The sequence below is a fragment of the Acinetobacter sp. UBA3106 genome, assembly GCA_002365595.1.
Lineage (GTDB): Bacteria > Pseudomonadota > Gammaproteobacteria > Pseudomonadales > Moraxellaceae > Acinetobacter.
On sequence record DFAM01000023.1, the window covers coordinates 130,526 to 145,800 of the forward strand.

Consider the following 15,275-nt stretch of genomic DNA (forward strand, 5'->3'; position numbering starts at 1 on the left):
CCATTTTTTATACATTTTACGCCAAGGTGAAAATATCGCATGTCAAATTATAAGTGAATCATCATGCAAGAATTACAAATACCCAATGGTTATTTTCAACTCTGGAATATGTATCTGATAGAGCAGGGGCTCGACTTTCACACGCTTGAATTTTTAGCACCTTATTGGGACGATCTGGATCAGGTGCTGCAATTGCCTATTGATACCCAATCACCTTTTTCTTTTTTTTACAGCATTTTGCAATTAACCCGTGAGCAGCTGGATTGCCCGCAGCTGATTATTGAAATGGCCAAGCGCATTCGTCCTGAACATTTCGGCGTACTCGGTTATATGGCCACCCGAAGTAACAGTGTGGCTGAAGCATTGCAATATATCATGCGTTTCAGCCGTCTGGTGATCGATGGTGCCGATGCGGTTCCGATACAGATGCATCAGCAGGGCAATGAAATCTGGCTGTTCTGGCCACTTTCAGATGAAAAATATGCCTTGTTAAATGAAATGACCATGGCGGCCATGGTGCATTTGGCCAAGCAAATTTTTCCCGATCCACCGAAATTTTTAAATATCCAGATGGCGCATCGAGCGCAAATGGCGCAATATCATTATCAAAAATTTTATGGTTGTGAGGTGCTGTTTGATCAGCCACGTTATGCCTATGTCATGAGTGTAGATAGCTTGACGTTGAAATCGGTATTGGCCGATCCGTCATTAATGCAGTTATTGCTGAAACAGGCCGAGGAGGCCATTGCACTCAAGCCAAGTTATGAAAGTCTATTACAGCAAATCCATGCCGCAGTGGCTGAATATTTAAGACTGCATGCCACAGTGCCCAAAATTGATCAGATTGCAGATGAATTGCACCTGTCGACACGGACGTTGCAGCGCCAACTGCAGGAGCAGAACACTTCATTTAAAAAATTATTGGAAGCAGAGCGGATGAAACGCTGTGAGCAGTTATTGCAGCAGAATTCCAGCTTCACTGATATTGCCATGCGCCTGGGGTATTCAGATCAGTCGGCATTGGCACGTGCTTATAAAGCCTATAGCGGTCAAACCTTATTACAACGAAAGCAGCAACTGAAAGCCCAATCTGAACTATAAAAAAATACCTTATTCCTGCCATTTTTTTTAATCAATACAAGTGTGGACATACACTTCATCTTAGGATTCGGCAGCCCTGAAAAATTCAAATTAAAAAACCTGCATCATAGAGTGCAGGTTTTTGCTATTTCATGAAATTTCAGTTTTAAAAGACAAGCTATTTATTTTTATAAATTTTTTATAAGTAGGAAGAAGTTTATCTTCATTAGTGATATTTTTTTACATAGCAAAATTAGGCATCTTTGATCATTGAGAAAAAATCGTAAATATCAGTAAATGGTGTTCTCGGATTGTTCTGAAAAGATGAGATGGTAAGTTGAATGTAGCGCGAAATGCTCAAGCCCTATTCAATGAGTAAAAAATAGCGTTACAATGCGTTGTCTTGTATTTCTACAAAGCCAACTCCTCAGTTTTTTAATAATTCAAGGAAAGTACAACCCTATGTCACGTTTAGCCACTCGTTTTGGACAGCTTAAATCTCAGCAGCGTAAAGCGCTCGTTTCTTATGTAATGGCTGGTGACCCTCATCCACAAGTAACCGTTCCATTGTTACACCAAATGGTTGAGGCAGGGGTAGATGTGATTGAGCTTGGACTTCCATTTTCAGACCCTATGGCAGATGGCCCCGTGATTGCCCTTGCAGCGGAACGCGCATTGGCTGGTGGTACCAATACCTTAGATGCTTTGAACATGGTGAAAGAGTTCCGCCAAAAAGATACAGAAACACCGGTGGTTTTGATGGGGTATTTAAACCCTGTTGAAGTGATCGGTTATGAAAAGTTTGTATCTTATGCCAATGAATGCGGTGTAGATGGGGTACTTCTAGTAGATTTACCGCCTGAAGAAGCCAAAAATTTAGATGACGTGTTGAAAAAATTCGACATGGATCAAATTTTCCTGCTTGCACCAACCTCGACTGATGAGCGTATTCAGCATGTGGCAAATCAGGCCAGTGGCTTTATCTACTATGTATCCTTGAAAGGGGTAACCGGTGCTGCAACTTTAGATGTTGCTGAAGCGGCAGCCCGTATCCAGAAAATTAAAGCTGTGACTGACGTTCCTGTGGGTGTCGGTTTTGGGATCAGCGATGCTGCCTCGGCAAAAGCCATGGGTGTAGCGGCTGATGCTGTGATTGTTGGTAGTGCATTTGTAAAACAGTTTGCGAACCTAGCGCCAGAACAAGCCGTTGTTGAAACGGTCAATAAAGTCAAGGAGCTTCGAGCTGCGCTCGATGAGTTAGTATGAATCAAGAAGTGAAATCAGGAAAAATTCTTAGCCCAGCGACGCCGTGGACGGAACGTCATGTTCCGGGTATTCACACGCCCGATGAGCAAACCTCACTCAAAGCAACATTTACCGAGCCTACGATTGAGTGTCCTGAATGTCACGCACTGGTTACACGTACCGCGATGTCATTTAACGCCTATGTTTGCCCACAATGTGATGAACATTTGCGTATGAAAGCACGCGATCGCTTAAACTGGTTCTTTGATCAGGTTCAAAATGAACTGGGTCAGGAATTTGTGGCCAAAGACCCACTCAAATTTGTCGACAGCAAGGCATATCCAGACCGTATGTCTGAAGCACAAAAGAAAACCGGGGAAACTGAAGCCTTAGTGGTGATGCAAGGTTTACTGAAAGGCATTCCTTTAATCGCATGTGCATTTGAATTCGACTTTATGGGCGGTTCAATGGGTACTGTGGTCGGTGACCGTTTTGTGCAAGCGGCTGAACGTGCCATTAAAGCCAAACAGCCTTTAATCTGTTTCGCAGCTTCAGGTGGTGCACGTATGCAGGAAGGCATGTTGTCATTGATGCAGATGGCGCGTACTTCAGCAGCGATTCAACGCATGAAAGATGCAGGTTTACCGTATTTAGTGGTACTTACTCATCCGGTTTATGGTGGTGTAACCGCTTCACTGGCAATGCTCGGTGATGTGCATATTGCCGAACCTAAAGCCATGATCGGTTTCGCGGGCAAACGTGTGATTGAGCAAACGGTACGTGAAAAACTGGAAGAACCGTTCCAGCGTGCAGAATATTTGCTTGATCATGGTGTAATCGATCAAATTGTTCACCGTCACGCATTACGTGATACTGTATATCGTATTGTAGCGAAACTGATGAATTTGTCTTGAACACAGCACCACTTGCAACAGACTCTTTAAACACATGGCTCGATTATTGGAGCCATGTTCACGTTACGGGTATTGATTTAGGTCTGGAACGGGTTATTCCAGTGGCTGAAAAGCTGGGAGTGACGCGTCCTCAGGCTAAAGTCCTAACAGTAGCGGGAACCAACGGTAAAGGCTCAACCACCACCACTTTGGCTGCCATTTTAAATGCGCAGGGCTATCAAGTGGGATTATATCAATCACCGCATATTTACCGTTTTAATGAGCGGGTGAAACTGGCCGGGATTGAAGTGGATGATCAAACCTTGGTGGATGCATTTGTGCAAGTGGACCAGGCACGGCGTGACTGTGATCTTACCCTGTCTTTTTTTGAAGCCACCACATTGGCGGCTTTTGTCATTTTCAATGCTAAACAATGTGATGTCTGGGTATTGGAAGTCGGTCTCGGTGGCCGTCTGGATGTCGTCAATGTGATCGATCCTGATGTCGCGGTGATTACCAACATTGGTCTCGATCATACCGACTGGCTCGGTGACACGATTGAAAAAATTGCCTATGAAAAAGCCGGAATTATTCGTCCGAATATTCCTGTGATTTTTGGTGGTTTGCAGCAACTTCCTCAAGCCATTCAAAACAAGGTTGATGAATCTCAGGCGAAACTGTTTGCGGTCAACCGTGATTATTTTTATCAATATAGCGAAGATGGTCAGTCCTGGATGTTTGCCTCATCAGGCAGTACCTTAAAACTTCCGCTCGGTGCTTTGGCACTGGAAAATATCTCTACAGCTGTTGCCGCGATTTTGCTGAGTGGTCTAAAAGTGACTCAAGCTGCCATTGCGCAAGGCATTCAAAATGCAAAATTGCCAGGCCGCTTTGAAATACGTCATATTCAAGATAAAACCGTGATTTTCGATGCCGGACACAATCCACATGGCGTAGAATTTTTGTTAAATCAGTTGCGAAAATTTTTAGAATACAATAAACAGTACACAGAAGTGATCAGTGTTTTTTCTATGTTGGCGGATAAAGATATCAATTCTGTCGTAGATTTATTGAAAGATACTGTTTTAACATGGAAAATCGCACCGTTAACCGTTCCGCGAGCAGCTGCAGTCGAACAGCTGGATGAAGCGTTAAAGGGCGAAACAGTACAACACTTCAATAGTGTTCAATTGGCTTTTAAATCAGCGCTAAATGAAACAAAAAATAATCAGCTGATCTTGGTATGTGGTTCATTTCATACCTTAGAAGCGGTATGGGAGTATTTGGAAGAATGTCAATGAATAGCAAACAACGCTGGATGGGAGGCGTTGTTTTATTAGGTGGTGGTGTTTTATTGGCAGCATTACTTCTCAAAGGTAAAGAAGAAATATATCAGAACGAACTCAAAACCCCGGATTTAGCCGCTCAAGTGGAGCAAAAAAATCCGGCGGCAGATGGTGGAATGGTTCAACTGCGACCTTTAACGGTGGATGTGGAAACCGAAAAACGTTTACTTGAAGAACAACGTCGGGCACGTGAAAAAGCGGTTGCGGAACAGGAAGCACGTGCAGCCGAATTTTTAGCAATGCAGCAACAGGCTGAAGCAGAAGCGGCACGTAAAGCGGCTGAAGAATATGCGGCTTTAAATGCGCGTCGTAGTGGAGCGCAGCAGAGTTCAGACAATATTCCTCCTGAACTGGTGGAAGATGAAAAAGCCAAGCAGAAACGTCTGGCTGATGAGCAGTTGCTCGCGGCAAAAAAGCAACAACAGCAGACAGCTCAACAACAGCGAACTGATGCTGAGAAAAAAATAGCTGAAAATAAACGTAAGGCCCAAGCTGAAGCTGAACAGCAATTGGCTGCAAAGCAGGCAGCAGCGAAAAAAGCAGCTGATGAAAAAGCCAAACATGAGGCTGAAGTAAAACGCAAAGCAGCTGAAGCCGAAAAACAGTTGGCTGCTAAAAAGGCGCTGGAAGCCAAGAAAAAAGAACAAGCAGAGCAAGAACTAGTAGCGAAGAAAAAAGCGGAAGCCAAGAAAAAGGCAGAAGCTGAAAAAGCGCGTGATTTGCTAGAAAATGGTGATAAACAGTGGATGGTTCAGGTGGCATTGGCTGCCAATGAAGCCAATGCAGATGCACTGGCATCCAAGCTGCGTGCCAAAGGCTATAAAGTCACCAAGAGCCCAACATCGAAAGGGGTTCGAATTATGGTTGGTCCGTCTAAAGATCGTGATGTGGCTGATGCGACCCGTAAAAAAATTACGGCTGATACAAGCCTGGGAATGAAGTCGGCATGGGTGATTGATTGGGTGCCGCTCGATAAGCGCTAAAGTTTAATTTAATTCCCTTCAAGATGGATTCAACAGTTGCTGTTGAATCCATTTTACATTTTCGGGACTGAATATTTTTTCAATGTGAATCCAGATTGGATGAAAACCGTAGCCGCCATATTTCATTTCATTCAACGCATCTGAAATGGTCCAGTTTTCAAAAATAATCCGGTACATGGCAATACTTGCACCGGTACGGTCTGAGCCGTGATAACAATGAATCAGTACTTTCTGATGGAGTACTTTGGCTTGCTGAATCTGTCGCATCACCTGTAATAAATCTTCACGCGACATTGCCCAAGTGTGAATCGGCACATGAACCAGTTTAAAATCTGTGGAGGGTAGGATAGTCAGGTCTTTATTTCTTGATCTTAAATTAATGACGACATCAATATCATGGGCTTTTAACAGTGGAATCAGTTCGGCGTTCGGCTGTTCACTGCGAAATATCTGTGGACTAATTTGATAAAAATTATGGCTTGGATGAAGTGATTTGGCCCAATTTTGAGGACGTTGTTCCGCTGTAAATGCAGGTGCGGTCATACATCCCATTAAACTTGAGCAGCTCAGTACTAGAGCCAAAGCAGTTCTTTTGATCATGCGAGATAACGCTCCAGTTCTACAGGATCGTGAGCACAAATAATGTCGATATTCTTTGTAGTTTGTGCGAGCTGTTGAATTTTATGCAAGTTGTCTACGCGCATCTGATTATTTTCAGCAAAGAAGCGTTCCAGTTTATCCAGAGTTCGCAGCTTATTTTCAGGGTCAAGTTGCAGGTGGGAATAGTAGGCATCTCCACAGAAGAATAACCAGCCTTCTTTTTGTTTAATCGCAATTCCAGAATGACCTTGGCTATGACCCAAAAGTGGAATCATTAAAATTTCATCCTGAAATAAGCGAAATCCTTGCACTTGATGCAAGTTAAACCAGGCTTCACCCTGAGCCGGTTCTATAAAGTTCCAGTGGCGATGCTGCTTGAATTGCTGGGTTTTATAACGGGCTTTATTTTTCAGTGAAAAAAAGTTTTGTGTGGCATTGTACTCACTGGATAGTACATGAACAGTGGCATGCGGAAAGTCTGAAATACCACCAGCATGATCGAAATCCAGATGTGAAACTAGAATATGCCTCACATCTTGAGGACGAAAACCTAAGTGTTGAATCTGTGCAGTGGCGGTCAACTCTAAATTGTTTTCAATGCGCCCTAGCCGTGAGACCAGATTGCCTAAACGTGCTTTGGTGTGTAGATAATCCTGTAAACCTAAACCGGTATCCACCAATACTAAGCCTTGATCGGTTTCAAGCAGTAGGCAATGACAAACCACTTTGGCATGTAAGCCTTTTTGTCCAAACAGTGGGCCACAAACCGGGCACATGGTGCCACAGTGCAAATGATGAATATTATAGATCACAATAGTTATTCTTAAGATGACTAGGCGTATTTATAAACTGACTGTGAAATAAACAGCAACTTGATTTTGTAAGTTAATTTCTGAGCAGAATAAAAAAAGCCTGTCATCAGACAGGCTTAAGCGAAATCAGGATTTGGCTCGTCATTTTAATCCTGTATTTGCCGCATACTTAAAGCATAGCTTCAGATTTTTTTTGCGGCATATATTCCTCAGGGCACAGTGCTCTTTTTAAAAGAAACTACGCACTTCGTTTGTCTTGCACAAAAATAAAAGCACAACTTCTGATACTACGCACTTCGTTTGTCTTGCGAAAAACTAAAGCAGCGGTTCTTTATCCGAAACTATGCGCTTCGCTTGTCTTGCGACAAAATAAGACAGTGTCTTATTTTGTCTCAGGCTGTGGAGTAAGGCGCAAGTATGGTGTTACAGCTTTATAGCCTTTAGGGAAGCGTTGTTTGATTTCGTCTTCATCTTTAAGAGAAGGCACAATCACCACGTCTTCACCTTGCTGCCAGTTGGCCGGTGTTGCCACTTTATGGTTGTCGGTCAGTTGCAGTGAATCAACCACACGTAAAATTTCATTGAAGTTACGGCCTGTAGATGCCGGGTAGGTAATAATCAAACGTACTTTTTTGTTCGGATCAATAATCACCAAAGAACGAACAGTCAGGGTTTCACTGGCATTCGGGTGAATAAAATCATAAAGGGTAGATACTTTACGGTCTTGATCGGCAATGATCGGGAAATTCACCGAAGTGTTTTGGGTTTCATTAATATCCTTAATCCAGCCCTTATGGGATTCAACATCATCAACCGACAGGGCAATGGCTTTGACACCACGTTTTTCAAATTCATCTTTCAGTTTTGCGGTATAGCCGAGCTCAGTGGTACATACCGGTGTGTAGTCAGCAGGATGGGAAAATAAAATCCCCCAGCTGTCACCCAAAAAGTCGTAAAAATTAATCGTGCCTTCGCTTGAGTCCTGCACAAAATTCGGTGCGGTATCGCCTAAACGTAATGTCATTTTCTATTACCTCAAATTATTTGTTATAAACCTTGATGAGACTTAATATGGCGCATTTTTTTTTGCAATGAAAATAGCGTTTTTGTATTTCTTTATGAAGATAGGGAATATAAAACGATAGCTTCAATTGTAAAAACCTTATGAATGGTTATGATTATGACTATATTGGCTGTTTAAAATTTGTTACATTGTTTGCCCTTAGCTGTCACGTGCTAGAACAGGTGATCAGAATTTTTTTATTGGTTTTGTGCAAAACCCTTGTACTTCAAATTTCTAGCACCATAATAACGACTGAGAAAAAATTTATTCATTCGACAAGCAAGATTTAGAGAGTCTATTCATGTTGGCAAGTCTGATCGGAGGCATCTTCGGTACTAAAAATGAGCGCGAACTCAAACGCATGCGTAAAATCGTAGATAAGATTAATGCGCTCGAGCCGACGATATCTGCACTAAGCGATGCAGACTTATCTGCAAAAACTGAAGAATTCAAACAACGATATAACAAAGGCGAAAGCCTGGATAAATTATTGCCTGAAGCATTTGCTGTTTGTCGTGAAGCGGCTAAGCGAATCATGGGGATGCGCCATTACGACGTCCAGTTGATTGGTGGTATTACCCTTCACGAAGGTAAAATTGCAGAAATGCGTACCGGTGAAGGTAAAACCCTGATGGGTACCTTGGCCTGTTATCTAAATGCCATTAGCGGACAAGGCGTACATGTCATCACTGTGAATGACTATTTGGCACAGCGTGATGCCGAGTTAAACCGTCCCTTATTCGAATTCCTGGGTCTGAGCATTGGCATCATTTATTCCATGCAAGATCCAACAGAAAAAGCTGAAGCTTATCGCGCCGATATTACTTACGGTACCAACAACGAATTCGGTTTCGACTATCTTCGTGACAACATGGTGTTCTCTCTGGCCGAGAAGAAACAACGTGGCCTGACTTATGCCATTATCGATGAGGTCGATTCGATCCTAATTGATGAAGCGCGTACACCGTTGATTATTTCGGGTCAAAGTGATGACTCATCACAGCTTTATGCTGCAATCAACAGTATTCCGCCAAAACTTCATCCGCAAAAAGAAGAAAAAGTTCCGGATGGCGGTCATTTCTGGATTGATGAAAAACAGCGTCAGGTTGAAATGACTGAAGTCGGTTATGAAGCCGTAGAAGACCAGTTGATTCAGATGGGTTTGCTGGCTGAAGGCGAAAGCTTGTATTCACCTTCTAACCTGAACCTGGTTCATCATGTTGCGGCAGCCATTCGTGCGCACTTCCTTTATCTACGCAACGTGCACTACATCATTCATGATGGTGAAGTGATTATTGTGGATGAAAACACTGGTCGTACCATGCCGGGCCGTCGTTGGTCTGAAGGTTTGCATCAGGCAGTTGAAGCGAAAGAAGGTTTGGAAATTCAACCTGAAAATCAGACTTTGGCAACCACAACTTTCCAGAACTATTTCCGTCTTTACAAAAAGCTTTCAGGTATGACCGGTACTGCCGACACTGAAGCTGCGGAAATGAAAGAAATTTATGGTCTGGATGTGGTGCTGATTCCAACCCACCGTCCAATGATTCGTAATGACCAAAACGATTTAATTTATTTGAACCGTAATGGTAAATACAACGCAATTATTCAAGAAATTCAAAATATTCATGAAGCAGGCGTTGCACCAATTCTGATTGGTACTGCTACCATCGAAGCTTCGGAAATTCTTTCAGATAAATTGAAAGAAGCCGGTATTGCCCATGAAGTTTTAAATGCCAAGCAACATGAACGCGAAGCGGACATTATTGCTCAAGCGGGCGCGCCGCGCGCAGTAACGATTGCTACAAACATGGCAGGTCGTGGTACTGATATTTTGCTCGGTGGTAACTGGAAAGCCAAACTTGCCAAAATTGAAAACCCAACCCCTGAAGATGAAGCACGCCTCAAAGCAGAATGGGAAGAGAACCATGAGGCGGTATTGGCCTCAGGTGGCTTGCACATTATCGGTTCAGAGCGTCATGAATCGCGCCGTATCGATAACCAGTTGCGCGGTCGTGCCGGTCGTCAGGGCGATCCGGGTGTTTCACGTTTCTACCTGTCGCTTGAAGATGACCTGATGCGTATTTTCGCAGGTGACCGCGTTGTAGCTATGATGCGTGCCATGGGCTTGCAGGAAGATGAAGCCATTGAACACAAAATGGTGTCGCGTTCCATTGAAAATGCCCAACGTAAAGTAGAAGCACGCAACTTCGACATTCGTAAGAACCTGTTGAAATACGATGATGTGAATAATGAACAACGTAAGATTATTTATTCACAACGTGATGAAGTGCTCGCTGAAAGTACGCTACAAGATTACATTGAAGAAATGCATCATGAAGTGATCAAAGGCGTAATTGCAAATTATATTCCACCTGAATCAATTCATGATCAATGGGATATTGATGGTCTGGAACGTGCACTCCGTGAAGATTTGGGCATTGATTTACCGGTGAATCAATGGCTGGAAGAAGATCGCCGTTTAGATGAAGAGGCTTTGGTAGAACGTATTTCTGATGAAATCGTGAACCGCTATCGTGAACGTCGTGCACAAATGGGTGATGAGTCAGCAGCCATGCTGGAACGTCATTTTATGCTCAGTGCTTTAGATCGTCACTGGAAGGAACATTTGGCGGCTATGGATTACTTGCGTCAGGGTATTCACTTGCGTGGTTATGCACAAAAGAATCCTGAACAGGAATACAAGAAAGAAGCCTTTAATCTGTTCGTCAATATGCTGGCTGTGATTAAGTCAGATGTGATTACAGACCTTTCGCGTGTTCATGTGCCTACTGCTGAAGAACTGGCTGAAATGGAAGCGCAAAAACAGGCTCAAGCTGAAGCCATGCAATTGAATCTTACACATGCAGAATTTGATAATTTGTTAGCGGGTGACTTTACTTCTGCTGAAACTCTAGAAGTAGAGCCGGGTTATAGTCCAGCAGAGCAAACATTTGCCCCACCTGCAAGCCGTAATGCACCTTGTCCATGCGGTTCGGGTCTGAAATACAAGCAATGTCACGGTAAGATTTAATTTTATCTAAGCATTTCGCCACTTTATATATTTATTTCCTTCCGGATGTGGATATATAAAGTGGTTTTTTATTGCAGCAAAATATAAGGTTTATTTTTGCAAGATGTGAATATGTTTGCAGAGCGCTGCATTAAATGCTATTTAGTGCATAGTGATGAACATTGAGAAGCGGAAAAGACAATGAAAAAAGTATTACAACCATTGATGATTTTAGCTTTAGCTATTCCAGGTTTGGCTTTTGCCAATGAACCATCGAAAACCACAGCAGCGAATGGTGCGGTAGTGAAAGATGATAATATTACGGTGATGAGTCCTCGTACCGGAATTCGTTATACCTTTGCTAATCCACAGCAACGTCAAGTGATCTTGAAAACTACAGCGATTACGCCTGCAAATGCAGCAAATGCGAACCGCATTGTCGCTTCAAATCCGGCTTTATCTGCGGCCAGTCAGGAAAAAGCTAAACAGGCATTATTATCAGAAGCTGGTCAGTTAGCCTCTAATTAAAGCGATATTGTGATTTAAGCCAGTCTACGGACTGGTTTTTTTGTGCCTGAAAATATTCATCTAATAAAAAATAAATCAAACCCGGCGTTCCGCTCGATTTTTTGCTAAATTTCTACTAAGCTGTCTTCTTTATCACGCACTTATTTGGAAGTTTAAAAATGGCGGTGGGCGACGTAGCAATGCCACAGATGCATGTGGTTAAAGGTGTAAAAATTGGTTCAGCTGAAGCATATGTGCGCTATCAGAACCGACGTGACCTCGTTATTTTTGAATTTGCTGAAGGTTCAAATGTTGCTGGTGTATTTACCCAAAATGCATTTTGTGCTGCACCTGTACATGTCTGCAAGGCACATCTTCAAGTCGGTAATCCACGTTATTTAGTCATTAATACCGGTAATGCCAATGCAGGTACCGGAAAAACCGGTATGGCTAATGCGGAGGCAACTTGTGCAAAACTGGCAGAACTTGCAGGTGTATCTGCAAACGAGATTTTACCTTTTTCTACCGGCGTGATTGGCGAACAGTTGCCTATTGAACGCTTGATAAATGGCTTGCAGCCTGCATTAAATAGCCTGAAAGAAGATGCCTGGTTGGATGCAGCGACTGGCATTATGACCACAGATACCTTACCTAAAGGTGCCTCAGAGCAATTTGAGCTGAATGGCGTAACTTACACTATGACTGGCATTTCAAAAGGTGCCGGCATGATTCGTCCGAATATGGCAACCATGCTGAGTTATGTCGCTACAGATGCTCCAATTAGCCGTGAACTGGTACAGCAACTATTAAAAACCACGGTGAATGTTTCTTTTAACCGTATTACCGTGGATGGTGATACCTCAACCAATGACTCATGTATTTTTGTGGCGACCGGTCAGGCAGGCGGTGCTGAAATCAGCTCAACTGATGATGCACGTTATGCGGTAGTTCTGGATGTTTTGACCCGAGTGATGAAACGTTTGGCGCAGCTGATTGTACGGGATGGTGAGGGTGCAACCAAATTTATTACCGTTGCGGTTGAAGGTGGTGCGGATACTCAGGAATGTTGTGATATTGCTTATAGTATTGCTCATTCACCTTTAGTTAAAACTGCAATTTTTGCCTCCGATCCAAACTGGGGACGTATCCTTGCAGCAATTGGTTATGCTGGGGTAAAAAATTTAGATGTTGAAAAAATCCAGGTTTGGTTAGATGATGTACAAATCTGTAAAGATGGTGGTGCTGCAGCAGACTATACTGAAGAAGCGGGTGCACGTGTGATGTCACAAGCTGAAATGACCATTCGTGTCGATTTAGGCCGAGGACAGGCAAGAGATACCGTGTATACCTGTGATCTTTCTTATGACTATGTCAAGATCAATGCAGATTACCGTTCTTAAGTTAAGTTGAATAAAAAAAGCCTCCATAGTGAGGCTTTTTTAAAATGCAAAGTTTTTAATGACTGGTCAAAAAAAGCATAATGCCATTCTGATCAGTGAGTTGAGTGTACGGCTTGTAATAACAAGCACTAAGGATAGAGAAGACGTTTATGAATGATGCGACCAATTTAATTGCCAATGAAGCTAAATCGATTGTGCAGGCGCATTTAGATCGTTTAGGTGAGCCTAAAGATGTTCATTTGAGTGATGAGGTCAAACAGGAAAAGTTTGCGCAAATTCTGGCAGAACTCAAAAAACGCGATGCTGTCCTTGTCGCTCACTACTATTGCGATCCTGAAGTGCAAGAGATTGCTGAACTGTCTGGCGGTTGTGTTTCTGATTCCTTAGAAATGGCGCGTTTTGGCCGTGACCATCCTGCATCAACCTTGGTGGTTGCTGGGGTGAAATTCATGGGAGAAACAGCGAAAATTCTTTCTCCTGAAAAAACCGTGCTGATGCCTACTCTGGAAGCGACTTGTTCACTGGATTTAGGCTGCCCGGTCGATGAGTTTACTGCATTCTGTGATGCGCATCCTGATCATACCGTGGTTGTCTATGCTAATACCTCAGCTGCAGTAAAAGCACGTGCGGACTGGGTGGTGACATCAAGCTGCGCAGTTGAGATTATTGAACATCTAGATAGCTTGGGTGAAAAAATTATTTGGGCACCCGATCAGCATTTGGGACGTTATATCCAGAAAAAAACTGGTGCAGACATGCTGCTTTGGGATGGCGCCTGTATTGTGCATGAAGAATTCCGTGCACGCGGTATCGCCAATATGAAAGCGCTTTATCCAGATGCAGCTGTTTTGGTTCATCCTGAATCCCCAGAATCTGTGGTAGATATTGCCGATGCAGTAGGAAGTACCTCACAACTGATTAAAGCAGCACAGACTCTTCCGAATGAACGTTTAATTGTGGCAACCGACCGCGGCATTTTTTACAAGATGCAACAAGCCGTGCCAAACAAGATTCTGATTGAGGCTCCAACTGCAGGTGAGGGGGCAACTTGTCGCTCATGTGCCCATTGTCCGTGGATGGCAATGAATGAATTAGATGGAATTCTAGAGGTTTTACAAAAGGGTGATCAAGAAATACACGTTGATCCGGCGCTTGCGGAGCGGGCTAAATTACCCCTTGATCGCATGTTAAGCTTTAGTGCCAACCTAAAACGTTAATTTTGATTAAAAAATACCTAAAATGCTTGATAAATAAGCGGTTGAAGTGATTTTTTGAGTTTTTTTGAATATAGGTGTTGACGTCTCTAGGCGTCACGCCTAAAATGCACCCCGTACCGCACGATGTGCGATACACTAAAAGCTGAGATGAATCGGAGTATGGCGCAGCTTGGTAGCGCATCTGGTTTGGGACCAGAGGGTCGTAGGTTCGAATCCTACTGCTCCGACCAATTCTTCAAGGCGAGTATCGCATGATATTTTTATCATCGGTCATGCGCCTGTAGCTCAGTTGGATAGAGCATCCGCCTTCTAAGCGGATGGTCACAGGTTCGAATCCTGTCAGGCGCGCCATTTGGTAGTCTGGTATTATAGAGCCAAAATGTTGTAACGGTGGATGTAGCTCAGTTGGTAGAGCCCCGGATTGTGATTCCGGTTGTCGTGGGTTCGAATCCCATCATTCACCCCAATTCGGAGTATGGCGCAGCTTGGTAGCGCATCTGGTTTGGGACCAGAGGGTCGTAGGTTCGAATCCTACTGCTCCGACCATTTTAAGTTTAAACTTAAAAATAAATGATCCGCTTAAATGCGGTTTTTTTATGCCTGAAATTTAATAATAACATTCCATATTCCATATTCCATATTCCATATTCCATATTCCATATTCCATATTCCATATTCCATATTCCATATTCCATATTCCATATTCCATATTCCATATTCCATATTCCATATAGTCTGAAAAATATTAAGCCTTTGCAGTATTAAGTTTGTTGAAATGAGCTAAGGGGAAATCTGTACTCAATAGCATGAAATACAAATTCAATATTTTAAATATTTTCTACTCTAATTTTGCTGCAGGTATAAAAAGGGAGATTTTGTTCCTTTATCTAGATCTCTAGCAATTCTTTATTCTGTCTGATTGTTAATTTACTTAAAAAGTCTTTAGCGGTGATAGGTGATTTAAGAATTATAAGATATTTCTCGTAGGAAAATAAAAAGTAAAAGAGGCTAAAACCATTAATGAATAGATAGGAATGAAAGTTTTATTTGACCTGATGATGAGTTTTAAATTGAGATTGTTGTTAATTCATACTTAAAAATAATAAAAAACACGTG

Annotated in this window: 12 protein-coding genes and 4 tRNA genes; 13 read left to right on the plus strand and 3 right to left on the minus strand. The window is 42.8% G+C overall.

All coding sequences use genetic code 11. The features are described from left to right. The first annotated feature begins 63 nt into the window (after positions 1-63). The 5 genes from B4C48_RS13035 (at position 64) to B4C48_RS13055 (ending at position 5,547) form a co-directional block, all read left to right on the plus strand. A complete protein-coding gene (locus tag B4C48_RS13035) occupies positions 64-1,101 on the plus strand; it encodes an AraC family transcriptional regulator (protein WP_291357198.1) in 1,038 nt (345 codons plus the stop codon). Between the two features lie 441 nt (positions 1,102-1,542). Further along, the gene (gene trpA, locus B4C48_RS13040) at positions 1,543-2,346 is read left to right on the plus strand and encodes a tryptophan synthase subunit alpha (protein WP_291357200.1); all 804 of its coding nucleotides are present in this window, start codon (positions 1,543-1,545) and stop codon (positions 2,344-2,346) included. Then, a complete protein-coding gene (accD, locus tag B4C48_RS13045; RefSeq protein ID WP_291357202.1) occupies positions 2,343-3,239 on the plus strand; it encodes an acetyl-CoA carboxylase, carboxyltransferase subunit beta in 897 nt (298 codons plus the stop codon). Before trpA ends, accD begins: the two co-directional genes overlap by 4 nt. Continuing rightward, positions 3,236-4,519 carry a bifunctional tetrahydrofolate synthase/dihydrofolate synthase gene (folC, locus tag B4C48_RS13050; protein WP_291357204.1) on the plus strand — a complete coding sequence of 428 codons (1,284 nt, stop codon included), beginning with the start codon at positions 3,236-3,238 and terminating at the stop codon, positions 4,517-4,519. Before accD ends, folC begins: the two co-directional genes overlap by 4 nt. Further along, a complete protein-coding gene (locus tag B4C48_RS13055) occupies positions 4,516-5,547 on the plus strand; it encodes an SPOR domain-containing protein (RefSeq protein ID WP_291357206.1) in 1,032 nt (343 codons plus the stop codon). The genes folC and B4C48_RS13055 overlap by 4 nt, the downstream gene beginning before the upstream one ends. A gap of 18 nt (positions 5,548-5,565) precedes the next feature. Here the strand turns inward: B4C48_RS13055 and B4C48_RS13060 are convergent, their stop codons facing one another. From B4C48_RS13060 to B4C48_RS13070, 3 genes are all read right to left on the minus strand, one after another. Further along, positions 5,566-6,147 carry a dual specificity protein phosphatase family protein gene (locus tag B4C48_RS13060; protein ID WP_291357208.1) on the minus strand — a complete coding sequence of 194 codons (582 nt, stop codon included), beginning with the start codon at positions 6,145-6,147 and terminating at the stop codon, positions 5,566-5,568. Next, positions 6,144-6,959: an MBL fold metallo-hydrolase gene (locus B4C48_RS13065; RefSeq protein WP_291357209.1), complete on the minus strand. Its 816-nt coding sequence runs from the start codon at positions 6,957-6,959 to the stop codon at positions 6,144-6,146. The genes B4C48_RS13060 and B4C48_RS13065 overlap by 4 nt, the downstream gene beginning before the upstream one ends. A gap of 382 nt (positions 6,960-7,341) precedes the next feature. After that, a complete protein-coding gene (locus tag B4C48_RS13070) occupies positions 7,342-7,983 on the minus strand; it encodes a peroxiredoxin (RefSeq protein WP_291357211.1) in 642 nt (213 codons plus the stop codon). Positions 7,984-8,323: 340 nt separating this feature from the next. Between B4C48_RS13070 and secA the strand changes: the two genes are divergently transcribed. The 8 genes from secA (at position 8,324) to B4C48_RS13110 (ending at position 14,705) form a co-directional block, all read left to right on the plus strand. Next, entirely contained in the window at positions 8,324-11,056 is a 2,733-nt protein-coding gene (gene secA / locus B4C48_RS13075; RefSeq protein ID WP_291357213.1) for a preprotein translocase subunit SecA, read from the plus strand. Positions 11,057-11,236: 180 nt separating this feature from the next. Beyond that, positions 11,237-11,563: a hypothetical protein gene (locus B4C48_RS13080; protein WP_291357215.1), complete on the plus strand. Its 327-nt coding sequence runs from the start codon at positions 11,237-11,239 to the stop codon at positions 11,561-11,563. 158 nt (positions 11,564-11,721) lie between these two features. Beyond that, a complete protein-coding gene (argJ, locus tag B4C48_RS13085; RefSeq protein WP_291357217.1) occupies positions 11,722-12,942 on the plus strand; it encodes a bifunctional glutamate N-acetyltransferase/amino-acid acetyltransferase ArgJ in 1,221 nt (406 codons plus the stop codon). A 149-nt stretch (positions 12,943-13,091) separates the two neighbouring features. Beyond that, positions 13,092-14,159, plus strand: coding sequence for a quinolinate synthase NadA (gene nadA, locus B4C48_RS13090; protein WP_291357219.1), 1,068 nt, complete (start codon positions 13,092-13,094; stop codon positions 14,157-14,159). Between the two features lie 153 nt (positions 14,160-14,312). Further along, a tRNA-Pro gene (locus B4C48_RS13095) sits at positions 14,313-14,389 on the plus strand. Positions 14,390-14,433: 44 nt separating this feature from the next. Then, positions 14,434-14,510, plus strand: a tRNA-Arg gene (locus B4C48_RS13100). Between the two features lie 39 nt (positions 14,511-14,549). Then, positions 14,550-14,625: transfer RNA gene (locus B4C48_RS13105), tRNA-His, on the plus strand. 3 nt (positions 14,626-14,628) lie between these two features. Then, a tRNA-Pro gene (locus B4C48_RS13110) sits at positions 14,629-14,705 on the plus strand. Positions 14,706-15,275 lie beyond the last annotated feature (570 nt).

What these genes read in the sequence shown, in the direction of transcription:
- B4C48_RS13035 (WP_291357198.1), top strand. Translation starts at nt 64, where the DNA reads ATGCAAGAATTACAAATACCCAATGGTTATTTTCAACTCTGGAATATG.
- trpA (WP_291357200.1), top strand. Translation starts at nt 1,543, where the DNA reads ATGTCACGTTTAGCCACTCGTTTTGGACAGCTTAAATCTCAGCAGCGT.
- accD (WP_291357202.1), top strand. Translation starts at nt 2,343, where the DNA reads ATGAATCAAGAAGTGAAATCAGGAAAAATTCTTAGCCCAGCGACGCCG.
- B4C48_RS13055 (WP_291357206.1), top strand. Translation starts at nt 4,516, where the DNA reads ATGAATAGCAAACAACGCTGGATGGGAGGCGTTGTTTTATTAGGTGGT.
- B4C48_RS13060 (WP_291357208.1), bottom strand. Translation starts at nt 6,147, where the DNA reads ATGATCAAAAGAACTGCTTTGGCTCTAGTACTGAGCTGCTCAAGTTTA.
- B4C48_RS13070 (WP_291357211.1), bottom strand. Translation starts at nt 7,983, where the DNA reads ATGACATTACGTTTAGGCGATACCGCACCGAATTTTGTGCAGGACTCA.
- secA (WP_291357213.1), top strand. Translation starts at nt 8,324, where the DNA reads ATGTTGGCAAGTCTGATCGGAGGCATCTTCGGTACTAAAAATGAGCGC.
- B4C48_RS13080 (WP_291357215.1), top strand. Translation starts at nt 11,237, where the DNA reads ATGAAAAAAGTATTACAACCATTGATGATTTTAGCTTTAGCTATTCCA.
- argJ (WP_291357217.1), top strand. Translation starts at nt 11,722, where the DNA reads ATGGCGGTGGGCGACGTAGCAATGCCACAGATGCATGTGGTTAAAGGT.
- nadA (WP_291357219.1), top strand. Translation starts at nt 13,092, where the DNA reads ATGAATGATGCGACCAATTTAATTGCCAATGAAGCTAAATCGATTGTG.